Source organism: Celeribacter ethanolicus (genome assembly GCF_002407265.1).
Taxonomy (GTDB): domain Bacteria; phylum Pseudomonadota; class Alphaproteobacteria; order Rhodobacterales; family Rhodobacteraceae; genus Celeribacter; species Celeribacter ethanolicus.
In genome coordinates, this window is the sequence record NZ_CP022196.1 from 723,042 (window position 1) to 747,989 (window position 24,948).

The 24,948-nt window shown below is 61.6% G+C and carries 23 protein-coding genes; 11 read left to right on the forward strand and 12 right to left on the reverse strand.

Going from position 1 to position 24,948, the window contains the following annotated elements; genetic code table 11:
• Nucleotides 1-22 precede the first annotated feature (22 nt).
• From phoB to CEW89_RS03620, 7 genes are all read right to left on the reverse strand, one after another.
• Nucleotides 23-712: a phosphate regulon transcriptional regulator PhoB gene (phoB, locus tag CEW89_RS03590; RefSeq protein ID WP_066709834.1), complete on the reverse strand. Its 690-nt coding sequence runs from the start codon at nucleotides 710-712 to the stop codon at nucleotides 23-25.
• The gene (gene phoU, locus CEW89_RS03595) at nucleotides 712-1,434 is read right to left on the reverse strand and encodes a phosphate signaling complex protein PhoU (protein ID WP_066709831.1); all 723 of its coding nucleotides are present in this window, start codon (nucleotides 1,432-1,434) and stop codon (nucleotides 712-714) included. The genes phoB and phoU overlap by 1 nt, the downstream gene beginning before the upstream one ends.
• 25 nt (nucleotides 1,435-1,459) lie before the next feature.
• Nucleotides 1,460-2,257 (reverse strand): phosphate ABC transporter ATP-binding protein PstB, encoded by a 798-nt coding sequence (pstB, locus tag CEW89_RS03600; protein ID WP_096804931.1) that lies wholly within the window; start codon nucleotides 2,255-2,257, stop codon nucleotides 1,460-1,462.
• 23 nt (nucleotides 2,258-2,280) lie between these two features.
• The gene (gene pstA, locus CEW89_RS03605) at nucleotides 2,281-3,639 is read right to left on the reverse strand and encodes a phosphate ABC transporter permease PstA (protein ID WP_096804932.1); all 1,359 of its coding nucleotides are present in this window, start codon (nucleotides 3,637-3,639) and stop codon (nucleotides 2,281-2,283) included.
• Nucleotides 3,639-5,102 (reverse strand): phosphate ABC transporter permease subunit PstC, encoded by a 1,464-nt coding sequence (gene pstC / locus CEW89_RS03610; protein ID WP_066709814.1) that lies wholly within the window; start codon nucleotides 5,100-5,102, stop codon nucleotides 3,639-3,641. Before pstC ends, pstA begins: the two co-directional genes overlap by 1 nt.
• 161 nt (nucleotides 5,103-5,263) lie before the next feature.
• Entirely contained in the window at nucleotides 5,264-6,295 is a 1,032-nt protein-coding gene (locus tag CEW89_RS03615) for a substrate-binding domain-containing protein (RefSeq protein ID WP_066709810.1), read from the reverse strand.
• Nucleotides 6,296-6,597: 302 nt separating this feature from the next.
• The gene (locus CEW89_RS03620) at nucleotides 6,598-7,626 is read right to left on the reverse strand and encodes an ATP-binding protein (protein WP_238379794.1); all 1,029 of its coding nucleotides are present in this window, start codon (nucleotides 7,624-7,626) and stop codon (nucleotides 6,598-6,600) included.
• A gap of 256 nt (nucleotides 7,627-7,882) precedes the next feature.
• Here CEW89_RS03620 and CEW89_RS03625 point away from each other — a divergent pair, with 256 nt between their 5' ends.
• On the forward strand, nucleotides 7,883-8,299 hold the full coding sequence (locus CEW89_RS03625) for a hypothetical protein (protein ID WP_066709805.1): 417 nt from the start codon (nucleotides 7,883-7,885) through the stop codon (nucleotides 8,297-8,299).
• Nucleotides 8,300-8,347: 48 nt separating this feature from the next.
• Here the strand turns inward: CEW89_RS03625 and CEW89_RS03630 are convergent, their stop codons facing one another.
• Both CEW89_RS03630 and gmk read right to left on the reverse strand, forming a co-directional pair.
• The gene (locus CEW89_RS03630) at nucleotides 8,348-8,878 is read right to left on the reverse strand and encodes a gamma carbonic anhydrase family protein (RefSeq protein ID WP_066709802.1); all 531 of its coding nucleotides are present in this window, start codon (nucleotides 8,876-8,878) and stop codon (nucleotides 8,348-8,350) included.
• Nucleotides 8,875-9,534 carry a guanylate kinase gene (gmk, locus tag CEW89_RS03635; RefSeq protein ID WP_096804933.1) on the reverse strand — a complete coding sequence of 220 codons (660 nt, stop codon included), beginning with the start codon at nucleotides 9,532-9,534 and terminating at the stop codon, nucleotides 8,875-8,877. The genes CEW89_RS03630 and gmk overlap by 4 nt, the downstream gene beginning before the upstream one ends.
• Nucleotides 9,535-10,147: 613 nt before the next feature.
• On the opposite strand from gmk, the gene CEW89_RS03640 reads away from it, so the two are divergent.
• Entirely contained in the window at nucleotides 10,148-10,879 is a 732-nt protein-coding gene (locus CEW89_RS03640) for a PAS domain-containing protein (RefSeq protein WP_096804934.1), read from the forward strand.
• 139 nt (nucleotides 10,880-11,018) lie between these two features.
• On the forward strand, nucleotides 11,019-11,423 hold the full coding sequence (locus CEW89_RS03645; protein WP_096804935.1) for a GNAT family N-acetyltransferase: 405 nt from the start codon (nucleotides 11,019-11,021) through the stop codon (nucleotides 11,421-11,423).
• A gap of 50 nt (nucleotides 11,424-11,473) precedes the next feature.
• Here CEW89_RS03645 and CEW89_RS03650 read toward each other — a convergent pair whose 3' ends face one another.
• On the reverse strand, nucleotides 11,474-12,844 hold the full coding sequence (locus tag CEW89_RS03650) for a class II 3-deoxy-7-phosphoheptulonate synthase (RefSeq protein ID WP_096804936.1): 1,371 nt from the start codon (nucleotides 12,842-12,844) through the stop codon (nucleotides 11,474-11,476).
• 166 nt (nucleotides 12,845-13,010) lie between these two features.
• Complete coding sequence (locus CEW89_RS03655; protein ID WP_096804937.1) at nucleotides 13,011-14,096, reverse strand: PQQ-dependent sugar dehydrogenase; 1,086 nt, start codon at nucleotides 14,094-14,096, stop codon at nucleotides 13,011-13,013.
• A 286-nt stretch (nucleotides 14,097-14,382) separates the two neighbouring features.
• Here CEW89_RS03655 and CEW89_RS03660 point away from each other — a divergent pair, with 286 nt between their 5' ends.
• The 8 genes from CEW89_RS03660 (at nucleotide 14,383) to CEW89_RS03695 (ending at nucleotide 21,216) form a co-directional block, all read left to right on the forward strand.
• The gene (locus CEW89_RS03660) at nucleotides 14,383-15,555 is read left to right on the forward strand and encodes an ABC transporter substrate-binding protein (protein WP_066709788.1); all 1,173 of its coding nucleotides are present in this window, start codon (nucleotides 14,383-14,385) and stop codon (nucleotides 15,553-15,555) included.
• Between the two features lie 113 nt (nucleotides 15,556-15,668).
• Nucleotides 15,669-16,457 (forward strand): ABC transporter ATP-binding protein, encoded by a 789-nt coding sequence (locus tag CEW89_RS03665; protein WP_066709785.1) that lies wholly within the window; start codon nucleotides 15,669-15,671, stop codon nucleotides 16,455-16,457.
• 29 nt (nucleotides 16,458-16,486) lie between these two features.
• Nucleotides 16,487-17,080, forward strand: coding sequence for a hypothetical protein (locus tag CEW89_RS03670; RefSeq protein WP_157779750.1), 594 nt, complete (start codon nucleotides 16,487-16,489; stop codon nucleotides 17,078-17,080).
• Nucleotides 17,077-17,784: an ABC transporter ATP-binding protein gene (locus CEW89_RS03675; protein ID WP_096804939.1), complete on the forward strand. Its 708-nt coding sequence runs from the start codon at nucleotides 17,077-17,079 to the stop codon at nucleotides 17,782-17,784. Before CEW89_RS03670 ends, CEW89_RS03675 begins: the two co-directional genes overlap by 4 nt.
• Nucleotides 17,785-17,794: 10 nt before the next feature.
• Nucleotides 17,795-18,166: a hypothetical protein gene (locus tag CEW89_RS03680; protein ID WP_096804940.1), complete on the forward strand. Its 372-nt coding sequence runs from the start codon at nucleotides 17,795-17,797 to the stop codon at nucleotides 18,164-18,166.
• Entirely contained in the window at nucleotides 18,166-19,176 is a 1,011-nt protein-coding gene (locus CEW89_RS03685; protein WP_066709768.1) for a branched-chain amino acid ABC transporter permease, read from the forward strand. The genes CEW89_RS03680 and CEW89_RS03685 overlap by 1 nt, the downstream gene beginning before the upstream one ends.
• Nucleotides 19,173-20,471 carry a branched-chain amino acid ABC transporter permease gene (locus CEW89_RS03690; RefSeq protein WP_096804941.1) on the forward strand — a complete coding sequence of 433 codons (1,299 nt, stop codon included), beginning with the start codon at nucleotides 19,173-19,175 and terminating at the stop codon, nucleotides 20,469-20,471. Before CEW89_RS03685 ends, CEW89_RS03690 begins: the two co-directional genes overlap by 4 nt.
• Nucleotides 20,472-20,628: 157 nt before the next feature.
• Nucleotides 20,629-21,216: a nucleotidyltransferase family protein gene (locus tag CEW89_RS03695; RefSeq protein ID WP_066709760.1), complete on the forward strand. Its 588-nt coding sequence runs from the start codon at nucleotides 20,629-20,631 to the stop codon at nucleotides 21,214-21,216.
• A 342-nt stretch (nucleotides 21,217-21,558) separates the two neighbouring features.
• Here CEW89_RS03695 and CEW89_RS21380 read toward each other — a convergent pair whose 3' ends face one another.
• Entirely contained in the window at nucleotides 21,559-24,312 is a 2,754-nt protein-coding gene (locus CEW89_RS21380) for a Hint domain-containing protein (protein ID WP_157779751.1), read from the reverse strand.
• Between the last annotated feature and the right edge of the window lie 636 nt (nucleotides 24,313-24,948).

The following is a 24,948-nucleotide window of genomic DNA, read 5'->3' on the forward strand; positions in this document are numbered from 1 at the left end:
TGCACGCGTTTCGTGTCGGGGCTCAGCCGAGCGCGTAACCCGCGCCACGCACCGTGCGCACCGGATCTTCGCCACCGTGTTGACAGAGCGCCTTGCGCAGCCGGCCGATATGGACATCCACCGTGCGGGTATCGACATAAATGTCGCGTCCCCAGACCCGGTCGAGCAATTGCTCACGCGACCAAACCCGCCCCGGTTTCTCCATAAACGTAGACAAAAGCCGGAATTCGGTCGGGCCGAGTTTGAGCTGTTCGGCGCCGCGCGTGACGCGGTGAGTCTCGCTGTCGAGGCGGATGTCATCGTATTCGAGCACCTGCCCGGTGGCCGCCGGACGGACGCGGCGCAACTGGGTGCGCACGCGGGCCATCAGTTCGATCACCGAATAGGGTTTCACCACGTAATCGTCGGCTCCGGTCTCGAGTCCGCGCACCCGGTCCACCTCTTCGGAACGCGCCGAGAGCATGATGATCGGGATTTCGCGGGTATCGGGCCGGGTCTTGAGACGACGACAGATCTCGATGCCGGAAACCCCGGGCAACATCCAGTCGAGGACGATGATGTCGGGGTTGTCCTCGTCGACATAGAGAAGCGCGTCATCGCCGTTCTCCGCCTTGGAAACGGCGAAGCCTTCGGCCTCGAGATTGTAGGCGAGCACCTCCCGCTGGGCGGGTTCATCCTCGACGACAAGAACACGGGGCTGGTCTGCGGACATCAGAGATCCTCCGCGTCCACGGCCTGCGAGGTGAAATCACCTTTCGGACGGGCGTCTTCCGGCATTTCGCCAGTGGTCAGATAGATCACCTGTTCGGCAATCGAGGTGGCATGATCGCCCATGCGCTCGATGTTCTTGGCGATGAAATGCAGATGCATGCAGGCGGTGATGTTGCGCGGGTCTTCCATCATATAGGTGAGGAACTCGCGGAACAGGGCGTTGTACATCTGATCGACGTCGAGGTCGCGGTGACGCACTTCGTTGGCCATGGAGACGTCGCGCTGAATATAGGCGTCGAGCGCCAGTTTCAGCATTTCCTCCACCTCGCGCGCCATACGGCGGATCGAGGGGGCCGCGCCTTCGATCGGACGCATGTTCACGAGCACGCCGGTGCGCTTCGCGAGGTTCTTGGCATAGTCGCCGCAGCGTTCGAGATTGGTCGAGATCTTCATCACGGTCAGAACCGTGCGCAGATCGGAAGCGGTCGGCGAGCGCAGCGCGATCAGCCGCGCGGCTTCCTCGTTGACATCCTCTTCGAGCTTGTCGATGGCCTTGTCCGCTTCGCGCACCTTTTCGGCCAGTTCCACGTCGCGCTCTTCGAGGGCCTGAGCGGCATCCTTGATGGCGGCTTCGACGAGCCCGCCCATCTTCATGATCATCGCCTGAATGGCTTCGAGATCGCGGTCGAAGGCGGAGGCAATATGTTTGCTGTCGTTATGCATGGTTCTCTCCTGAGCCGATCCGGCCTTACCCAATCCGACCTGTGATGTAGCTCTCGGTGCGCTCATCTTTCGGGTTGGTGAAAATCTGTTCGGTATCACCATATTCCACAAGGTTGCCCAGGTGGAAGAAGGCGGTTTTCTGGCTGACGCGGGCGGCCTGTTGCATCGAGTGGGTCACGATGACGACGGAGAAATTCTCGCGCAATTCATCAATCAGTTCCTCGACCTGAAGCGTCGCAATCGGGTCGAGCGCAGAGCACGGCTCGTCCATCAGCAGCACTTCCGGCTCGGTCGCCACGGCGCGCGCGATGCACAGACGCTGTTGCTGACCGCCCGACAAACCAGTGCCCGGCGCGTCCAGCCGGTCTTTGACCTCGTCCCAGATCGCGCCACGGCGCAGCGCCTTTTCAACAATCTCGTCGAGATCGGCCTTGTTCTTGGCGAGGCCGTGGATGCGCGGGCCATAGGCGATGTTGTCATAGATCGACTTCGGGAAGGGGTTCGGACGCTGGAACACCATGCCCACTTTCGCCCGCAATTGCACCGGGTCGACGCGCTTGTCGTAGATGTCTTCGCCGTCGAGCAAGATGTTGCCCTCGACGCGGCAGATGTCGATCGTGTCGTTCATCCGGTTCAGACAACGCAGGAAGGTGGACTTGCCACAGCCGGACGGGCCGATGAAGGCGGTCACGGTCTTGTCCTTGATCTCCACGTCCACGTCCTTGATCGCGTGGGTGTCGCCGTAGAAGACCTGTACGCCTTTGGCCGAGATTTTGGTGTCGTTCATGTCCACGTCTTTTCTCACAATTCGCATATCGTTCATGGGTCTAACCTCAAATGACCTCGTTACCAACGGCGCTCGAAACGGCGGCGCAGGATGACGGCGATGATGTTCATCGTCATCAGGAAGAGAAGAAGGATGATGATGCCGCCCCAGGCCCGCTCATAATAGGCCGGATCGGCGCGTTTGGCCCATTCGTAAATCTGGGCCGGCATGGCGGAGTTCGGCGACAGGAAGGCGGCGGCAATCCCGTCGGGCATGTTGGAGGCGATGAAACCCACCATACCGATCAAGAGAAGCGGTGCGGTTTCGCCAAGCGCCTGCGCCAGACCGATGATGGTCCCGGTGAGGATGCCCGGCATGGCGAGCGGCAGCACATGGTGGAACACCGATTGCATCTTGGAGGCGCCGACCCCAAGAGCCGCATCGCGGATCGAGGGCGGCACGGCCTTCAACGAGGCGCGCGTCGAGATGATGATCGTCGGCAGCGTCATCAGCGTCAGCACCAGACCACCCACGAGCGGCGCGGACATCGGCAGATGGGCGAACTGGATGAACACCGCGAGGCCCAGAATACCGAAGACGATGGACGGCACGGCGGCGAGGTTGGAGATGTTCACCTCGATCAGGTCGGTCCATTTGTTCTGCGGCGCGAATTCCTCGAGATAGATCGAGGCGGCCACACCGATCGGCAGGGACAGCACCAGCACCACCATCATCATGAAGAAGGAACCCACCATCGAGACCCCGATCCCGGCCTGTTCCGGGCGGCTTTCCGAGGCGTCGGAACCGAAGATGAAGGCCGGGTTGAACGAGGTCTTCATCAGCCCCGCCTTGACCATGGCATCGGCCACGTCAAGGTGTTCGGCGTCGAGGTTCTTGTCACGCGCCAGGCTGTCGCGGGTCACACGGCCCTTGAAATAGCCATCGACACGGGACGAAGCCAGAAGCCGGAAATCGACCGTCTGCCCGATCAGGTCGGGGTTGGCGAGCACGGTGTCCCGCACCTGGGCGGCCACGGAAGAGGACAGGATATCCTCGACATCCTTTTCCTTGGCAAAGGGGATCTCGATCCCCTGCTCTTTCAGCGCCGCAACCAGGGCATTGGTCACGAGCGGCTTGTAGCCAAAGGTCGTGACCTTGGCGAGATCGGCCGGATCGCGATTGCCGTTCTTGTCGAGCTTGGCCTCGGTCAGCTCCACCGGGATGGTGACGAAGGTCTGCTTGAACGCCGGAATGCCGTTCGTGATGATCGAGAACAGCAGCGCCACGAGGAAGAACAGGCCGAGCGCGATGGCACCGATGCCATAGACCTTGAACCGGGTCTCGGCGGCATTGCGGCGTTTGGTGCGCGCGGTTTGCGTGAAGAGCGAGCTCTTGCCCGCGGCTTTGGCGGGGCCGTTATCAGCGGTAAAGTCGGACATCAGTCATACTGCTCCCGGTATTTGCGCACGATCACGAGCGCGACGATGTTGAGGCCGAGGGTGATGACGAACAGCGTCATGCCCAAGGCAAAGGCGACCAGCGCTTCCGGCGAGGAGAAATCCGCATCGCCGGTGAGCTGGGAGACGATCCGCGTGGTCACGGTGGTCATCGCCTCGAACGGGTTCATGTTGAGTTTGGCTGCGGCCCCTGCCCCCAGCACCACGATCATGGTCTCGCCGATGGCGCGCGAGGCGGCCAGAAGGATGGCCCCGACGATGCCCGGAAGGGCTGCGGGCAGTACGACCTGTTTCACGGTCTCGGATTTCGTCGCACCGAGACCCAGAGAGCCGTCGCGCATCGCTTGCGGCACCGCATTGATGATGTCGTCCGACAGCGAGGAGACGAAGGGAATGAGCATCACGCCCATCACCAGACCCGCGGTCATCACGGAACGCCCGCCCTGCATCCAGCCGAGGCCTCCGTCGCCGAAGACCGACATCAGAAGCGGCCCGACGGTCAGGAGCGCGAAGAGACCGTAGACGATGGTCGGGATACCGGCGAGCACTTCGAGAAGCGGCTTGGCAATCGCGCGCACCTTGGGACCCGCGTATTCCGACAGGTAGACGGCGGCAAACAACCCGATCGGCACCGCGACGACCAGCGCGATCAGCGAGACATAGAACGTGCCCCAGAACAACGGCAGAATGCCCAGCTCGGAGCCGCCACCGAAGGACGGCGCCCATGTGGTGCCGAAGAAGAAATCCGTGGCCGGGTAGAGCTTGAAGAATTCGATGGTGTTGAAAATCAGCGACAGCACGATGCCGACCGTGGTCAGGATCGCGATGGAGGCCGCCGACAGAAGCAGCATCAGGATCACACGTTCGACGGAGTTGCGCGCCCGCAGGTCCTTGCCTGTGCGCAGGAAGGCCACGGCAAAGCCCGCGATGGCGGCGGCCAGAACGGCCCCGGTCATCAGCCAGTGGCCGGTTGCGTTCATCGTCCGGTATGTCTGCGCCGCCTGAAGCACATAGGGCTGCACATTGGAGCCGAGCGCCACGCCGACCTCGCCGAGGCGGCCGCGAATGTCGGTGAACTCGGTGCGGATGTCGCGGGCCTGTTCGGCGCTCAGGGCACCCTGCTCAACCGCGATGTCGAGCCCGTCGGCAACGCGACGCACATCGGACATGGCGAGGTTGAGAGAACCGTAATCCGTCAGGCCGCGCTCCGGGATCATACCCGCCACCTGACCGTGGATCACCATCGGCTGGACGATCAGCCAGAGCACCAGAACCGCGAAACCGGGGATCAACGTGGCCAAAAGCACGTTGGAGCCGTAATAGCTTGGGAGAGAGTGAAGCAGGCGAATATCGCCCTGCGCATCTTTAAGCGCACGGGCGCGCCCGAGAACAAATCCGATGAGGCCAAGGGCCAGAACGAGGATGAAAAGCCACAAAACGGGCATGGAGCTGCTCCTATGCGGGACCGGGGGAGGAATGGACCGGTCCGGTGCAGGGATTTCGAAAAGCGATCTGCCGGTGTCGGCGGGGCTTTCCGGCGGGAAGCGGCGCGAGATCTCCCGCGCCGCCTCTGTCTTCGTGCAAACCTTGGGGGTACCCCCGAGGCTTATTGCATGGTGTCTTCAGCAGCGACAGCAGCTTGCGTGGCGGCCAGTTCCGGGTCGGACACGAGGCCGTACTCGGCGAGCGGGCCGTCCGGGCCAGCCATGTCGTCGGAAATGAAGAACTCAGCATATTCTTTCAGACCCGGGATCACGCCGATGTGGGCTTTCTTCACGTAGAAGTAGAGCGGACGGGAGACCGGGTAGTCGCCGGAGGCGATGGAGGCGGTGGTGGCCTCGACGCCGGACATGGTCGCGGTTTTCAGCTTGTCGGTGTTGTTCTCGTAGAAGGCGAGACCGAACACGCCGATGCCGTTCGGGTTGGCGTCGATGGAAGCGAGGGTTTCGGTGTAGTCGCCGTCGATGTCCACGGATTTGCCGTCGGTGCGAACCGCCATGCAGGCGTCTTCCGCGTCGTCTTCGGACATGCCGGAAGCAACCATGGCTTCCATCGCGCCGGTGGCTTCACAGCCGGCCAGGAGCACTTTTTCTTCGAAGACTTCACGGGTGCCGTGCTTGGTGCCCGGGATGAAGGCCATGATGTCGGCGGCGGGCAGATCGGCGTTGAACTCGGACCACTGGGTGTAGGGGTTGGCAACGATCTCGCCGTCTTTCAGGACTTTCTCGGCCAGAGCGTTGAAGATGTCAGCCGGTTCAAAGGCGGTGAAGGCCGGGCCGTTGAGCTGGGAGGCGAACACGATGCCATCGTAACCGATGCGCACTTCGATGATGTCGGTCACGCCGGCTTCGGCACAGGCGGCGATCTCTTTGTCTTTGATCTTGCGGGAGGCGTTGGCCACGTCGATGGTGTTTTCGCCGACGCCTTCGCAGAAGCGTTTCAGGCCAGCGGAGGAGCCACCGGATTCCACGACCGGGGTCGGGAAGTCGAAGTTTTCACCGAAAGCTTCCGCGACGATGGAAGCGTAGGGCAGAACGGTGGAGGAACCGGCGACCTGCACCTGATCACGGGCGCTCGCGGCGGTGGCGGAGACGGCTGCGATCGCGATCGCGGAGGCGGTCAGTTTCACAAAGGACATCGTATGCTCCTGATTTGCTCTATGTCCGAGAGCGGTATTGCTCTCTCGCTGGGCGGTTTAGGGGGGACGTGCAATGCTTTTGTGAAACTAGTGTAACAGTTTCATGACAGATGGCGTGGATTTCCTCGACATCTTTCGGATTAGTCGAGAAAACGCAGGGGTTTTCGGCTGTTTCGCACCTTTCCTGTGACATTCCGTCAAGGATTGTGACAGGAAATTAACCTTTACCGACCGAACACTGGCAGGCAAATGGAGGGACTATCCGGTCGCCGCAAACGGTTTGTGACAGGTTTATGTGACGCTTATTCGTAGGGCAGGATGACGGAGAAGCAACTGCCCTGCCCCGCGTGGCTTTCGATCCGAAGACGCCCGCGGTGCCGGTTCAGGATGTGCTTCACGATGGCCAGGCCCAGCCCGGTGCCGCCCATTTCGCGCGAGCGGTGCGAATCGACGCGGTAGAATCGTTCGGTCAGGCGCGGAATGTGCTGGGCGGCGATGCCGTCGCCCTGATCGGAAACATCTACCCGCACCGCCTGCGAGCGCATGGTCGGCTCATCCGTGTGCGACGTCAGGCAGACCCGCACCTCCTTGCCGCGGCCGCCGTATTTGATCGCATTCTCGATCAGGTTGGTGAAAACCTGGATGAGCTGGTCGTGATCGCCAGGCACCTCTTCGCAGCCCTCGACCCCTTCGACGATCAAGGTCACGTCCTGGGCCTTGGCCACCGGTTGAAGATTGAGCGCGACGGAGCGCAGAATCGCCGAGACATCCACATGATCGGTCGGACGCACCCGACGCTCTGCCTCGACCCGGCTCAGGGACAAGAGATCCCCGACGATCCGATTCATCCGCTTGGCCTCGCGATCCATGATCCCGAGAAAGCGTTCCCGTGCCGAGGTGTCCTCCGCCGCAGGTCCCAGAAGCGTTTCGATGAAGCCCAGCACGGCGGTCAGCGGCGTGCGCAGCTCGTGGCTGACATTGGCGACGAAATCCCGCCGCATCTGCCCGGCCTCATAGACCTCGGTCTTGTCCTCGAAGGCGACCGTGACACAGGCGAAATCGCCGACGATCACCGGGCGCAGCACAACGTCATAGACCAGTTCGCGCTGGCTTTCGGTGACGCGATAGACCGCTTCGGCCGGGTGCGACAGGCGCAGCACGTTCTCGATCGCATCCAGAAGCATCGGCTGGCGCAGAACGGTGATGTAATGCCGCCCGACCATCTGTTCGTTGAACAGACCACGCGCCGGGGCATTGGCCGCCATGATGCGTTCGTCCCGCCCGATCACCACGACAGGCAACGGCATGGCATCCGCCAGGGCGCTGACCATCTCGCTGTCTCGGGAAGAAGATTTGAAACTGTATTGCATCGGAAATCCTGTCTGCGCGCCTGCCTAAAGTGGCGATGTAACTGTTTCATGACAGTCCGGGCAGGCCAAGCGCGATCCACATTCTCCTGCCTTAAACCGCGCCATGATTTTTTCAATTTGCGAATTTTTCCGAATTCAGAAAAAATATTGTTGCATTTTCGATACTTTACCCCTTTCCTCAGAGAGGACGAGGCAGAAACAGATGGGGACCCGGCCCATGGGAACCGTAAGACAAACGGCTTTCGGAGAGTTCGTTGCGGGACGACGCGGGGCGCAACCCGGCGCCGGCGGCATGATCCTGATGGTCGGAGAGCCTCAGCGCATGCAGACCCTGAAAAAGCATTTCCCCGAACGCAGCGGGGTGTTTTTCATCGAATTCTCAGACCTCACCCCGGAGATTTTGCATAGCATTTGCCCCGACAGCGTGATTTCCCCGGCGATTTCCGATCAGTTCGATTGTCTCGATCTCGCGGATTTCCTGAGTGCCGCGCGCTACAAGGGCGCCTATCGCGTGCTTGCCCGTGACCTGCCGCGCCCGGAGATCATCCGCAACGAATTGCGCAGCCATTATCCGGGCCTTGATTTCGATGTGCTGCGCCCGGAACCGATACGGGTGCTGGCCTCGTTGCACTGAGGCCAGACACAAGCCGCTCACGAAAAAGGGGCCGTGCGGCCCCTTTCCTTATCCGATCTGTTGCAACCCGTCGCGATAGCGCTGCGCGTTTTGCTGGTAATGCAGCGCCGAGCCTCTGAGCCGGGAAATCTCCGTCTCCGACAGCGCTCGCACGACCTTGCCCGGGCTGCCCATCACCAGAGATCCATCCGGGATTTCCTTGCCCTCGGTGATCAGGGCACAGGCGCCGATCAGGCAGTTCCTGCCGATCTTCGCGCCATTGAGCACCGTCGCTCCCATGCCGATCAGGGAATTCTCGCCGATGGTACAGCCGTGCAGCATCGCCTTGTGGCCGATGGTGCAGCCCGCGCCGATGGTCAGCGGATAGCCCATGTCGGTGTGGCAAACCGTGTTCTCCTGGATGTTCGTGCCCTCGCCGACAAGGATCACCTCATTGTCGCCGCGCAGCGTCGCGCCGAACCAGACGCTCGCGCCCTCTTCCAACACCACCTTACCGATGACATTGGCATCGGGCGCCACCCAGAAGTCGCCATTCTCCGGCAGAACCGGCGCGTGATTGTCCAGTGTGTAAAGCGTCATCCCTCGACCTCCTCGAATTCCGCCTGCAACTTGCGCACGAATCTCATCAGCCCCGGTTGCTGCGCGCGTTTCAGGCGCTCCGCCGATACGATGGTCTTGAGCCGTTCGAAAGTCACGTCCAGATCGTCGTTCACCAGCACATAGTGATAGCCGTCCCAATGGCTGATCTCGTCCCAGCTCTGTTCCATGCGTTTCGCGATCACCTCGGGCGTATCGACACCGCGACCTTCGAGGCGACGGCGCAGCTCGGTGATCGAGGGCGGCAGGATGAAAACCGACAGGACGTGATCGCGCAACACCGAATTGGAAATCTGCTGCGCGCCCTGCCAGTCGACGTCGAAGAGCACATCGCGCCCCTCCTCGATCGCCGTGCGGACCGGACCGGCGGGCGAGCCGTAGAAATTGCCGAAGACATTGGCATGCTCCAACATCTCGCCCTGGTCCACCATATGCTTGAAGCTCGGCACGTCGACGAAATGGTAATGCACCCCGTGATCCTCGCCTTCGCGCGGCGGCCGCGTGGTCGCGGAGACGGAAAAGCTCAGGCTCTCGTCCCACTGCATGAGTTTCCGCGCCAGCGTCGATTTGCCCGCGCCCGAGGGCGAGGACAGAATGATGAGAAGGCCGCGACGATCCGCATTCCGCTCCGCAGTCATGTGAAAATTCTCCCTGAGACGGTCTTGGCCTTGTCCTTATCAGCCCGTTTGCGGCTTGAAAAGCGGCCCGCCCCTGCGACAGGGCGGAACAAGACGGGAGCAAAATGTGACCGGAATGTGGTGGGAGGCCTGCAAAAGGACTCACTTGCGCCGCCGTTTTCTGTCCGATCCGCCCCCGTCCGGCCTCATCGCGGCCGATATTTAAAATTTTACCGTTATCCGCAAAGTGGGATACAGATCGGAAAAATTCGTTAACGCCAGATCAAGATGCTTCTGCAAATATTTGTTTTCATGTGATTTACATGGTTAATATGGGCATGATGCCGAACGAAGTCTTAAGAAATTCCCTACCATTCCATGGAATATTTCGTCCCATGTTAACCACTGGTTAGGTTTTTCCACCAAATCGGGCAAGTTCGTGGCATATTCAGGTCAACACAGCGGTCAGGCTTGCAAGATCCAGCCAGACCGCCGCGAAGATGAGATAACAACCCGCGGGATCGCCCGGGCCCAGACAGCTCCGGACCAGTGCTCAGAACGGCCGCCCGCCTCCGAACGCACCGCCAGAGCGGAAGACCGCCCCAGGCCCGTCGGAAAAGTAACAGGTGACGAGATGAAGATCGAATATGTCAGTGGCTCGAATGTCGTATCCCTCATGCCCCGCCGGGGCGCTGCGCAATATCCTGCGCTGAAAACCGTGGAGGCCTATTGGGAGGGCCTGCGCAATGGCCGTCCGGTGCCCGCGCGCTCCGAGATTGATCCGCGCGGCATGCAATCGGCGCTGGAATTCGCCTTCATCCTCGAACGCATCGCCCCCGGCGTGGCGCGGTTCCGTCTTGCGGGCATGCATCTCACCGATCTCATGGGCATGGAAGTGCGCGGCATGCCGCTGACCGCCATGTTCGTGCCGGAAAGCCGGGCGAAACTCTCCGAGGCGCTGGAAGCCGTGTTCGAAACCCCGCAGATCGCCACGATCGCGCTCAAGGCCGAACGCGGCATCGGGCGCGGCGCGATGGATGCGCAGCTTTTGCTCTGCCCGCTGAAATCCGATTTGGGCGACGTCAACCGCATTCTCGGCTGTCTCCAGTCGAAGGGTGAGATCGGCCGTCAGCCGCGCCGTTTCGAGGTGGCCAATGTCCAGTCGCGCCCGCTTCTGGGCAATCCGATGGAGCAGAGCTTTGAAACCACGGAAAAAGGCACGCCTGTGCCCGCCGGTTTCGCCGAGGCCAAACGCGCCTATGACGAGGCCAGTGCGGACGCCCCCCGCACCGAGGCGACCCCGCGTCAGGAACCGATGCGCCCGCGCGGCAAGCCGGTGCTGCGTCTGGTGAAAACCGACGAGTGAGGCGACAGGAACACTTACCGCCCAGAAAACAACAACACCGGAAGGCGGTTCCGGCGTGGCACCTGTGGGGGCGCCACGCCTTTTTGCTTTTCAATGACGCGCTGGCATGCTCCTCTCTGTCCAAACAGGAGTGCCACGCATGATCACCTACGCCCTGGAGCCGGACCTCTCCGCCACTGAATTCCTTGCGCTGCTTGCGGCCTCGACGCTCGCCGAACGCCGCCCTGTCGATCAGCCGCAGCGGATTTCCAAGATGCTCGCTGGCTCCGATCTGATCGTCACGGCGCGCGATGCGGCGGGACATCTGGTGGGCGTGGCGCGCTCCGTGACCGATTTCGCCTATTGCCTTTATTGTTCCGATCTCGCCGTCGACCGCAAGGTTCAGGGACGCGGCATCGGCAAGGCACTGCTGCGCGAAACCGTCAAGGCGGCGCCGGAGGTCAAGACTCACCTGCTGCTCTCCGCCCCCGGCGCGATGTCGTTTTATGAGGCGGCGGGCTATGAGGCGGTCGGGAATTGCTTCATCTTCCATCGTGGGGAATGACAAAAGCCGGGCGCGAGGCCCGGCTTTCGACTTCTTGATTGCGCATAGACTTACGCGGAGGCAGCGAGGCTCTCCGGCGTCTGCCCCTTTTGCAGCTCTTCGGCCACGAGGAACGCGAGTTCCAGCGACTGAGACGCGTTGAGGCGCGGGTCGCAAGCGGTGTGGTAGCGGTCGGCGAGGTTTTCGTCCGACACGGCGCGCAGCCCCCCGGTGCATTCGGTCACATCCTGGCCGGTCATCTCGAAATGCACGCCCCCCGGGATGGTGCCCTGATCGCGATGTACCGCGAAGAATTCCTGCACCTCGGAGAGCACCTGCTCGAAGGGGCGGGTTTTATAACCGCTGTCGGATTTGATCGTGTTGCCATGCATGGCGTCACAGGACCAGACCACATTCGCCCCTTCGGATTTCACCGTCTCGATGAGGCGCGGCAGATGATCCGCCACTTTGCCCGCGCCAAAACGTGCGATCAGCGTGAGACGCCCGGCCTCATTCTCCGGGTTCAGTTTTTCCATCAGAACCTTGAGATCCTCGGCACTGGTCGAGGGGCCGCATTTCAGACCGATCGGGTTCTGCACCCCACGGCAGAATTCGACATGCGCGCCGTCCGGCTGACGGGTGCGGTCGCCGATCCAGATCATGTGGCCGGAGCCCGCAATCGTGGCGCCGGTGGTGCTGTCAACGCGGCAGAGCGCCTCTTCGTATTCCAGCAGAAGCGCCTCATGCGAGGTGTAGAAATCCACCGTCGCCAGTTCGTGGTTGTTCTCGGAGGTCATGCCCGCCGCTTTCATGAAATCGAGCGCATCCTGAATGCGGTTCGCCATGTCGCGGTATTTTTCCGCCTCGTCCGATTCCGTGAAGCCGAGCGTCCAGGAATGCACCCGGTGAATATCGGCAAACCCGCCTTTGGAGAAAGCGCGCAGCAGGTTCAGCGACGCCGCGGCCTGAGTGTAGGCCTGAAGCATGCGGTTCGGATCGGGGATACGCGCTTCGGCAGTGAAATCGAAGCCGTTGATGATGTCGCCCCGGTAGGACGGCAGTTCGACGCCGCCCACGGTCTCGGTCGGGGCCGAGCGCGGTTTCGCGAACTGACCGGCCATCCGGCCCACCTTGATCACCGGAACTTTCGCACCGAAGGTCAGGACCATGGCCATTTGCAGCATGACCTTGAATGTGTCGCGGATCTGATCCGCGCCGAATTCGGCAAAGCTCTCGGCGCAATCGCCGCCTTGCAGAAGGAAGGCCTCGCCACGCGATGCCTTGGCCAGATCGCGTTTCAGCTTGCGCGCCTCGCCCGCAAAGACGAGCGGCGGATATTTGGCAAGCTGTGCCTCGACGGCAGTCAGCGCGGCCTCGTCCGTATAGTCGGGCATCTGCACACGCGGTTTGTTGCGCCATGCGGTTTTCACCCAATCCGTCATCGTCTTTACTCCAAAACGGTTGATATTCTCCTCCCTCCCGCGCAGCCGTTAGCGGTAGCAAACGCGGTCGGTCTGCGGAGTTATAGAGAGTGTCAGGCCTTGAGAAAACCCAAAACAGACGCGAAAAGCCGCGCAATTGCGTCGCAATGGCCTATTTCTTATGCGTTCAGCGCGCGGGCGCAATCCGGTAGGCCACCCCGTCGATCACCGAGAGAAACCAGATCGCCCCGTCGGGCGCTTCGACCACGTCGCGCACACGCCCGGTTTCCGGCCATTGCCACTGCGTCTCACGGCTGAGATCGGGGGACAAGACAGCGATATAATCGAACTTCAGCGAGCCTATCAGATGTGCGCCTTTGAGTTCCGGGAACAGGCGCCCGGAATGGATCGCATAGCCCGAGGGCGCAATCGAGGGCGTCCATTGATGCGCGGGCGGCTCAGTGCCCGCAAGTGTCATCGGCGCAAACCGCCCGCCGCCGTAATTCTCGCCATAGGTGGTGAGCGGCCAGCCGTAATTCGCGCCCTTTTTCACAAGGTTGATCTCGTCACCGCCCTGCGGCCCGTGTTCGTTGACCCAAAGCCGCCCCTGCCCGTCGAGCGCTGCGCCTTGCGGGTTGCGATGGCCATAGGACCAGATCGCGGGCAAGGCATCCGGTTGATCGACGAAAGGATTGTCGGCGGGGATCGTGCCGTCGCGGTTGAGCCGGAGCACCGATCCGTTGGCGCGCGACAGGTCCTGCGCCAGTGCGCCGTCACCGCGCTCACCCACCGTGAGGTAGAGCGTACCGTCCGGGACCTCGACGATGCGGGAGCCGAAATGCTGGCCTTTGCGGCTGCCGTTCTCCATCACGAAGAGATCGCGAAAGCCTTCAAGCCGCCCTCCTATCAGTCGCCCGACCCCAAGCGCCGTGCCCGCCCCGCCCTGCATCGGCTTGGAATAGCTTAGGAAAATCTCACGGCTCTCAGCGAAATCGCTTGGCACCATTACGTCGAGCAAGCCGCCTTGCCCGGCGTCCCAGACCTTTGGCACGCCGGACACCTCGCGCAGCGCCCCAGCGTCGAGCCACAAAAGCCGCCCGTCCACCTCGGAGATCAATACACCGCCATCCGGCAGAAACCCGATGGACCAGGGCGCGTCCAGCCCGGTGACCATCGGCGTGACCTCCACCGTGCGGGCCCCGGCCATACGCTCGACAGCGGCGGCGGGAAGCGGCAGAGCAAGGAGGATCAGGCAGGTCAACATACGGATCATCGGAGCACCTCTTTCATCGCAGATGTCATCACATTTTCCTCTTGAGTGAGCTAGAGCGCCGAGACGCACGGTCAATCATGAGGCCGAGTCGGGTGTCGCTGTCACGGCAAGCACACGCATAGCGCGAAACTTCTGCGACCGAATCCCGCAAGGCTCTCAGAATTTGAGCAAATGCCCCCATTCCTGGCGCGATCCGCTCCCGGAACGGGACGGCATATCTTTCCATCCGGTCAAAGCCCGTCTAGTCTCCGGGCCAGGACAAGATCCAAACAGGGAGAATTCTTTTATGAAAAAGCTGCTTCTGGCGACCACGGCCGCCACGCTCATGACCGGTGCGGCCTTTGCCGAAGACGTCAAGGTCGGTATCCTTCTCGGGTTCACCGGCCCGCTCGAAACCATCATGCCGCATATGGCGGACAGTGCGGAGCTTGCGTTCAAGGAAATTTCCGAAACCGGCAAATTCCTCGGCGGTTCGACCATCAGTTCCGTGCGCGGTGACAGCACCTGTGTGGACGCCTCCGCCGCCACCGCCGCCGCCGAACGCCTGATCACCGCCGATGGGGTCGTGGCGATCATGGGCGCCGACTGCTCCGGCGTGACCGGCGCGGTTCTCTCCAACGTGGCCGTGCCGAACGGCGTCGTGATGATTTCGCCCTCCGCCACCTCGCCGGGCCTGAGCTCGATCGAAGACAACGGGTTGTTCTTCCGCACCTCGCCCTCCGATGCGCGCCAAGGCGAAATCCTCGCCGATGTGCTGGAGGAAAAAGGCATCACCTCCGTGGCCGTGACCTACAACAACTCGGATTACGGCAAGGGCCTCGCCGATGCGTTCGCCGCCAATTACGACGGTGAAATCACCCTGAGCGCGCCGCATGAAGACGGCAAGGCCGACTATTCCGCCGAAATCGCGGCACTGGCCTCCGCCGGTGGCGAGCTTCTCGTCGTGCTGGGCTATATCGACCAGGGTGGCAAGAACATCATCCAGTCCTCCGTCGACACCGGCGCCTTCGACATGTTCCTCGTCGGTGACGGCATGTATGGCGAGAGCCTGCTCGGGCTGGGCGACATCGTCGAAGGCATCCTGGGCGTCGTGCCTTGGGCCGAAGGCGAAGGCACCGACATGTTCACCAAGCTGGGCACCGATGCCGGGATTCTGGTCGACAGCACCTACACCCGCGAAAGCTATGACGCCGGCGCTCTGATCGCGCTCGCCATGGCCAAGGGCGGTGCCGCCACCCGCGAAGCCGTTGCCGCCAATGTGCTCGACGTGGCCAACGCGCCGGGCGAGAAAATCCTTCCGGGCGAATTCGACAAGGCGCTCGACATTCTCGCCGCCGGTGGTGACATCGACTATGTCGGTGCGACCAACGTCGAACTGATCGGCCCGGGTGAAGCTGCCGGGTCCTACCGGTATTACACCATCACCGACGGGGCCTACGAGACGGTGGACATCCGCTGAGACAGGGCGTAAGCCACACCATCCGGCCCGGGGCGCCATATGACGTCCCGGGCTGACTTTCTTATCCGGCCCGCTGATAATGAGGCCGGAACCAGATACGGGACACGAAACACATGATCGAAGTGCGTGATCTGCACATGCATTTCGGCGGTTTTCGCGCGGTGGACGGGGCTTCGCTCACACTTGAGCAAGGGTCCATCACGGGGCTGATCGGCCCCAATGGCGCGGGGAAAACGTCGCTTTTCAACTGTATTGCCGGGGTGCTCACGCCGACCTCCGGGCAGGTGCTGTTCAACGGTGAGGACATCACGGGCCTCAAGCCGCATGAGCTGTTTCACAAGGGCATTCTGCGCACCTTCCAGATCGCACATGAATTCGGTTCGATGAGCTGTCGCGAGAACCTGATGATGGTGCCTGCGGGGCAATCTGGCGAGACGCTCTGGAACACCTGGTTCGGGCGCAAACGCATTGCCGATGAGGAGCGCGCTTTGCGGGCCAAGGCCGACGAGGTGCTGGAGTTTCTGACGATTTCCCACATTGCGGACCTGAAAGCGGGCGAGATTTCCGGCGGTCAGAAGAAACTTCTGGAGCTGGGCCGCACGATGATGGTCGACGCCAAGATGGTGTTTTTGGACGAGGTCGGTGCGGGTGTGAACCGCACACTCCTTTATACGATCGGCGATGCGATCAAGCGGCTCAATACCGAACGCGGCTATACCTTCTGCATGATCGAGCATGACATGGAGTTCATCAAGCAGCTCTGCGATCCGGTGATCGTGATGGCACAGGGGCAGGTCATGGCGACCGGCACCGCCGACGAGATCATGCAGAACGAAGCGGTGATCGAGGCCTACCTCGGCACCGGTGTGAAGAACAAGAAAACCGGGGAGGACGCGGAATGAACCGTCTGTCTGCGCTTTTTCTCGGAACCATGCTCACTCTGGGCGGCGCGTCGGGCAGCCTGGCCCAAGCGATTGTCGGGGTTGCCTTTGTCGATGGTAAACGTGTCGATCTCTATGACAACGGCACCTGGGATTTCAGTGAACAAGGCGACCTGACCTGTCAGAAGATTGCGGCAAAGCTGTCATTTTGCGGCAATCCCCTGAAATGGAAACCGGCGAGAGTGCCAAATGCCGAGGTGAGTGCCGCGTTCAGCATGGATGACCGCAATTACGGCATGGTGGTCTATGAAGCGGTTGGCGCAAAAGAGGGAATGTCCCCTGCATTGCTGCAAAGCGTCGCCCTTGAATATGCGGCCGAGGCCGCCGGGGTCTCTGTGTCGCACATTCCTGTTTACGGGATCGAGCCCTCGGAAGTCTCCGGGCACGCAACCGAAACGCTGTATTACGGCGCCTCGTTCGAAGGCATGAACATCATCTATGCCAATACGCCCATCGTTGGCGATCACGACACGGCGCAACTGATCACATATACGCTCGCCGAGCAGATCGACGATGCGTTCAAAGCACGTCACATGGCTTTTCTCGACGACTTCAAAGCGAACTTCTGGGAGGATTCAGAATGACCTTCCTCCACGCGAATGAAATGCGCGGTGGCTATGGCAACGGCGCGGATATTCTGCACGGTTGCACGCTCACGGTGCAAAAGGGCGAGATCGCGGTGATCGTCGGCCCGAACGGCGCAGGCAAATCGACCGCGATGAAAGCGGTGTTCGGCATGCTGAACCTGCGCGAGGGGCATGTCCATCTCGACGGCGAGGACATCACCCGCCTGTCGCCTCAGGAACGTGTGCGCAAGGGGATGGGCTTTGTGCCGCAGACCCATAACATCTTCCCGACCATGACAGTGCGTGAAAACCTCGAGATGGGCGCCTTCATCCGCAAGGACGATTTTGAGCCGACCATCGAACAGGTCTACGAACTGTTTCCGGCGGTCTATGAAAAGCGCCACCAGAACGCGGGCGAACTGTCCGGTGGGCAACGTCAACAGGTGGCCGTGGGGCGCGCGCTGATGACCAAACCCAAACTTCTGATGCTCGACGAGCCCACGGCGGGCGTCTCGCCCATCGTGATGGACGAGTTGTTCGACCGGATCATCGAGGTCGCCAAGACCGGAATCTCGATCCTCATGGTGGAACAAAACGCCCGGCAAGCGCTTGAAATCGCGGACAAAGGCTATGTTCTGGTGCAGGGCGCGAATGCCTATACCGACACCGGCGCGAACCTTCTGGCCGATGCGGAGGTGCGACGCACCTTTCTGGGAGGCTGAGGGGGCTGACATGCGTATTTTCTCCAGAAAGACGGCACTCGCAGCCCTGCTCCTCGCCGCCCTGCCCACAGCCTTGATGGCCAGCGCACAATGTTCGGTCATCGTACAAGGCGGCGCGCCCTGGCGGTTTTCCCTTGAGGAGGGCGACGGGGTGAGCTGTGCGCGCTATCTGCGCGAAGAGGGGGCGCGTGACGCCACCTGTCTCTTCGAGACCACGGCCGAAGCACCGAAAACCCACCGATACCAACACAGCGACAGCAAGGCCTTCTGGGACCTGCGCGAAGACGGTCTGATGACCGGCTATGTCGATGTGATCACCCAGGACCCGACGCCGGGGGTCGACATGCTCCCCTTCGGCGGCATCTGTCAGGAGGTTGTCTGATGGATCTTCTCAACGCACTGGTTGCGTTCACCAATTTTGTCGTGGTGCCCGCCACCGCCTATGGCGCACAGCTTGCCCTCGGTGCCTTGGGCGTCACGCTGATCTATGGCGTACTCCGGTTCTCGAACTTCGCCCATGGCGAAACCATGTCCTTCGGGGCGATGGTCGTGGTGCTGGTCACCGGACTGTTCCAGAGCTGGGGCATAACGCTCGGCGTCCTGCCCACGGCGCTTCTCGCCCTGCCCTTCGGCATGCTCGCGACCGCGCTCCTGCTTCTGGCGACCGACAAGGCGATCTACAAATTCTATCGCAAGGTGAAGGCCGCGCCGGTGATGCTGGTGATCGTCTCCACCGGCGTGATGTTCGTGATGAACGGGCTGGTCCGCATGGTGGTCGGCACCGATGACCGTCGTTTCGCCGATGGCGCGCGCTTCGTCGTCAATGCCCGCGACTTCAAGGCCTGGTCCGGTTTAAGCGAAGGTCTTGCGATCAAGACGACACAGGTCATCACCGTGGTCGTGGCGATGCTCACCGTCGCGGCGCTGTTCTGGTTCCTGAACCGCACCCGCACCGGCAAGTCCATGCGTGCCTATTCCGACAACGAGGATCTGGCGCTTCTGTCGGGCATCAACCCGGAGCGTGTGGTGACCATCACCTGGATTCTCGTGGGCGCTCTGGCGACCATCGCAGGTGCGCTCTACGGCCTCGACAAGTCCTTCAAACCCTTCATCTTTCAACAGCTTCTCCTGCCGGTCTTCGCCGCCGCCATCGTCGGTGGCATCGGCAACCCGCTGGGCGCCATCGCGGGCGGGTTCGTCATTGCCTTTTCCGAGGTGACGCTGACCTACGCTTTCAAGAAGGTCGTGACCTATCTCGGCCCGGATGGCTGGGCCCCCGACGGCTTGGTGCAGCTTCTCTCGACCGATTACAAATACGCCGTGTCCTTCTCGATCCTGATCATCGTGCTGATCTTCAAGCCGACCGGCCTGTTCAAGGGGCAAAACATATGACCCGGACCCGTGCACCGCTGTATTTCGCCGCCATGGCCGCGCTCATTCTGGCCGTCGGCTTCCTTCAGTCGTGGAACTCGGCGCTCTCCATTCTCAACATGGGGCTGATCTCCGCCATCATGGCCTTGGGCGTGAACCTGCAATGGGGCTATGCCGGGTTGTTCAATGTCGGCGTCATGGGCTTCGTCGCGCTTGGCGGCCTCGCCGTGGTGTTGACCTCCATGGCTCCGGTGCCCGCCGCCTGGGCCGCCGGTGGGGGCCGTGTCCTTCTCGCGCTGGTCGTTGGCGTGATCGCCATTGTGGCTGCCGCTCTGACCTTCAAACGCCTGCCGAAAGGGCGTATACGGGGGGCGGTGATCGCCGCCATCCTGATCGTCGGTCTCTGGGCCTACCGCACCTTGTTCGACCCGGCCGTCGCCGCCATCGAAGCCGTGAACCCGGCGGTCACCGGCTATCTCGGCGGGCTCGGCCTTCCGGTCCTTCTGGCTTGGCCTGTAGGAGCCCTGCTGGCCGCCGGTGCTGCCTGGCTCGTGGCGAAAACGGCGCTCGGGCTGCGCTCCGACTATCTTGCCATCGCGACCCTCGGCATTGCCGAGATCATCGTCGCCATGATGAAGAACGAGGACTGGCTGTCCCGCGGCGTCAAGAACGTCAACGGCTTGCCGCGCCCGGTGCCCTATGAGATCGACCTGCAACAGGCAGACTGGTTCCTGACCCTCATGCACAAGATCGGCATGGACCCGGTCACCGGTTCCTCGATCTTCGTCAAGCTGCTCTATGCCGGTTTCTTCCTCGCCGTCATCGTGATCATCGTCACCGCTATGGAACTGGCCCTCAAGTCGCCTTGGGGCCGGATGATGCGCGCGATCCGCGACAACGAGGTGGCCGCCGAAGCCATGGGCAAGGATGTCACCGGACGCCACCTCCAGATCTTCGTGCTGGGCGCGGCAATCATCGGCTTTGCCGGTGCGATGATGACCACGCTGGACGGCCAATTGACGCCGACGACCTACCAGCCGCTGCGCTACACCTTCCTCGTCTGGGTGATGGTGATCGTCGGGGGATCGGGTAATAACTGGGGCGCGGTTCTGGGCGGCATGCTGATCTGGTTCCTGTGGGTCGAGGTCGAGCCGATCGGCGCCTGGATCGTCGGGCTTCTGACCTCCGGCATGGAGGACGGGACGCTGAAATCCGGGCTGATCGAGCGGGTCGCCTACATGCGTTACCTGACGATGGGGATTATCCTATTGGTCGTGCTGCGCTTTTCGCCCCGAGGGCTTTTGCCCGAAAAATAAACCGGTGGGGATTTGTCCACCACCTGAAAACCCGCGACGGGGCTTTGCTGGAATTTCCTTTCCGCACAGCCCCGTCGCCGCCTATCATCTCTCGCGTATCTCCAGTGTCACGGGCGTGTTTGTCCCAACATGAGGTCTCCAACATGAGAGCAGTATTTTGAAACTTCTCGCAGGCATCTGTGCCGCAGGGCAATCGCGCCGTATGGGCTTCGACAAGCTCTCGACCCCGCCCTCGCTGCATTCTCCCGATACGCTGTTGCGCCGCGCGGTGTCCGCCGCCCATGGCCAGCCCTTCGTCGTCGCCCTGCCCCCGGAAACCCATCCCTATCACCGCGCCCGGCGCGATCTCTTGCGGCCTCATGATCCCTGTCTCGTGGTCGGGGATGCCGAGACTGGCCTGTCCGCCACGCTCAAGGCGCTGGCCCGTTACGCCATCGACCGCGAGGTCGACGGTCTTGCGATCCTGATGGCCGACATGCCCTTCATCACCGCGAGCCATCTCGAAACATTGGCCACCCTGTTCGAAACCTTCGGCACCACGCGCATCGTGCGGGCGCAATGCCAGAGCGGGCGCGAGGGCTATCCGGTGATTTTCCCCGCCGCTCTCTTGCCGGAATTCGAAACCCTCTCCGGGGACGACGGCGTACAGGTTCTGCTGGAACGCCATGGGGTGAAGCGGATGGAAATGCCCTCTGAATCCCCCTGCCTGCATGTGAACACGCCGGAGGACTGGCGGCAGATGTGACAGGGGTCGCAAAGGAGCCCGGTCAGACTGACGAGAGACTTCGCTCGCCGTGAGCGCTTCACGCGCCTGGGAAACGCGACGGTCAACTTCTGGAAATTCGCAGCTCTGCCGCCCATAGGCCGCGAAATATGGTGCCTGAATCAGGCTAATCCAAATTTCAGCGCATTATTTCGCGACAAGCCCCCATATTTGTCCCCATTGGACACATATAGGAAACAGTCGTCTCCGAAACGTCACGCGTCTCTTGGCAGGCAGGAACCGCCTCCCCCGGGATCACACCCGAGGGGGACGGCGGCAAATGCCGGCGCCCCCGACGGCATAGGCCTGAGCGAAAAACCAGGCTCAGGAGACCAGAAGCTCCGCCTCATGTTTGCGCAGGATGCGGCGCGCGGCGGTGAACCCACCACGGGTCGACACTTCGGCCAGTTCCGGGAAGAGCGTGAAAAGCTCCTCGCGGGCCTCTTCGCCGATGCCGGAGAGCGTGTAATCGCCGGGCTGGAAGCTTTCGGACCAGGTGCCATCCGACAGAACCACCTCGTGGCGGTCGAACATCACATGGATATAGGTCAGGCCGTAGGCCTCCACCACATCCACCCCGTCCATCCGGGTCAGGTGTTTCGCCGCAACCAGAACCTCGTGCTCGTCAAAGAGCAGCGCGGCTTTCTCGTTCGAGACCAGCATGCGGTGGTTCGGCGACACCATCATGTCGCGTTCCGGCAGACCGGCCCCGAGCGCGCCCTTGCGGATCAGCACCGGGTTCAATTCGGAACGCGCCGCGAGATCGGCCCCGGACAGGGTCTTTTGCCCGATCCAGCGGATTTGCTGAATGCCGTTGTCGCGGGTGATCACCCTGTCGCCAACTTTCAGCTCTTCCACCTTCATCTCGCCCTTCGGTGTCGCGATCAGCGTGCCGGGGGTGAAGCAGGGGATGATTTCCTCGATGTTGGTGTAGTTGATGTTGGCGTATTCGTTGGTATCCGCCTTGTAGAGCTGGATCTGGCCGTCATAGCCATTGCCGTCGCTGTCCGGGTTCTGCACATGGTGAGTGATCACCCAGCCATCGGCCAGAAGCTCGGTCAGATTGAGCGTATCCCAGTCGACACCGCCGTCGCCACCATGCACGGTGGTGTTGTAGACGCCGGAGGTCACGTCGGTGAAGGTCACGTAGATCGTGTCCTCGTCGTCGCCACCGTCGAGAACGTCGTTGTCGCCACCGCCATAGATCGTGTCATTGTCTTCGCCGCCGAACACGGTGTCGTGGCCTGCACCCGCGTAGATCGTGTCGTCGTCGATGCCGCCGTCGATGTAATCGTCGCCAGAGCCGCCATAGATCAGGTCGTCATCATCCTGACCATAGATCGTGTCGTTGCCGGCGCCGCCGTCGATGATGTCCTTGCCGTTCTCGACTTCGAGATCGCCCGCATCGTCCGGGACGTTCAGGCTGTCCGGATAGGCCGGGTCGAGGCCACCATAGATGGTGTCGTCGCCGTCGCCGCCGTCGATCGTATCGGAGCCTTCGCCACCGATGATCGTGTCATTGCCGGTGCCACCCAGAATGGTGTCGTCGTCGAAACCGCCGTCGATGTAATCGTCATCCGCACCGCCGTCGATATAGTCGGCATCGTCACCGCCATAGATGGTGTCGTTGCCGGCGCCACCGTAGAGCGTATCCTTGTCGTTGTCCGGATCGGCATCGTCCGGCACATAGGGGCCGTAGCCGCGATCCGGGCTGCCGTCCGGGCCGCCGATGATGATATCGTCGCCGTCACCGCCTTCGATCACGTCATTGCCGTCGCCACCGTCGAGATAGTCGTCACCGCCCGCGCCGGAGATGGTGTCGTCGCCACCCATGCCCCAGAATTCATTGGTATAGGTGTCCGACGGATCCGTACCCTGACTGTCGAAGCCGATCAGCGTGTCGTCATATTCGGAGCCGATCACCCCGTCGATACCCCCTGCGATCGTGTCGTTGTCGGCATCGCCGCCCGACAGATCGTTCGTGGTCAGATTGACATTCACCGCCTCGTCCGAGCCGGAATAATCAATGTTGTCCTGACCCGCACCGCCGCTGAACGTGTCCGCGCCCGCGCCGCCGATGAACGTGTCGTCGCCCGTGCCCCCGGAGAGGTAGTTGGTGCCCTCGTCGCCCTGCAATGTGTCATTGCCGGCCTGGCCAAAGATCGTGTCGTCGCCCGCGCCGCCGATCAGCGTGTCGTCGCCTTCGCCTTCGCCGATCACGGCGCTGTCCACATCATAGGTCACGTCCGAAATATAGACGACCGAGGTGCCGGTGCCGGTGTTGGCGTGAATGATCTCGATCGAGGACACCGGGCCTTCGATGCTCACCGTCACGGTGTTGCTGTCGGCAGTCGGCGCAACCATATCCGTGCCGGTGCCGGACACGGTGCCACCGTTCTCGGTCAGATCGGAACCGAGGTCGTAGGTTACTTCGACCGCATTGCCATCGGCGTCATAGGCCCGAACGGTCACCGTGCCGTAATTGGCGTCGATATCCGCGATGTTGAAGGTCACATTCTCCACTTCCTCGGAGAAGGCGATCTCGTAGGTGCCGCTTTCGCCCGCATCCGCCGTGGATTTCAGCGACGAGAACGCGGAGGCGCCATCGACACCGTCGGTGTTGATCGTCGTGGTGGAAAAATCGGAATCGACCGAGTTGTAGGAGGTGTGACACCCGCCACTCTCGACTGGCGTGGTGATCGAGACGGTCACATCGCCGGTGTCCTGGATCAGGATCTTGCCATCCAGGTCTTCGCCATTGTCGACCGTGCCATAGCCGCCATCGGTATCGGCAAGCCTGGCCCAGATGAAGGTCTCGGAGCTGCTCGACGAGACCTCGCCGGTGTCGCCGTAGATCGTATCGTCGCCCTCGCCGCCGAGCACCGTATCGTCGCCATCGCCCGCATAAACGATGTCATTGAGCCCGTCGGCGCTGTCGATCATGTCGCCTTCCGGGTCGCCAGTATAGGCGATGTCGATATAATCGTCCCCCGACGTGCCCTCGACAATCCCGTCGATCGTGGGAGTCGCAGGATTCGGATCGGTCGGGTCGCAGCGATCATCATAATTCGTCGTCATCGTCTCTCTCCTTGCAACCGCTCACCGCGGGCATCCTCTTTAAAACACGCGCTCAAGGTCCGGGTGCTCCGAGACCATTCGCAGTCTGGGCCCGTACAGGCACTCCGGCCCCGAAGGACCATCCGTAATGGGAAAGACACGACCAGAAATCCCCGACACCATGGCGCAGAACCATGAGCGTCGGCGTTTCGTCACCTCAAGCAGCAGCAGATCGGAACCCCGACCTTTTTCCACATCGGTCACGCCGGTCGACATCCTGCAATACGGATATCTTTTTGCGTGGCCGCCCCCGTGGCCTTTGGTGCCCCCCAGTTGGGCCCCTTCTGGATATGTCAAAACCGTGGTCAAGGAACAGGGAAAATGGCGGGAATGTGCTCAAATATGGCGCTCGCATGGCAGCCCTGCCCACAAATGACCAAAATTCAGGCATTGTCACGACCATGAGTCTTGCCCTAAAAGGAAAATAATTATCATTTGATATTAAGGATTTACGGGATATCCATCAGGATGTGATGCAGGTTTTTACCCCCATTTACCTTACGGAAAGTTTTCCGGCCATATCCGGGAACGGGTGGAGGTCAAAATGTGTCAAAAACATGGCACTCACGAATGGTGAGAACCAATATCGTGCAAAAA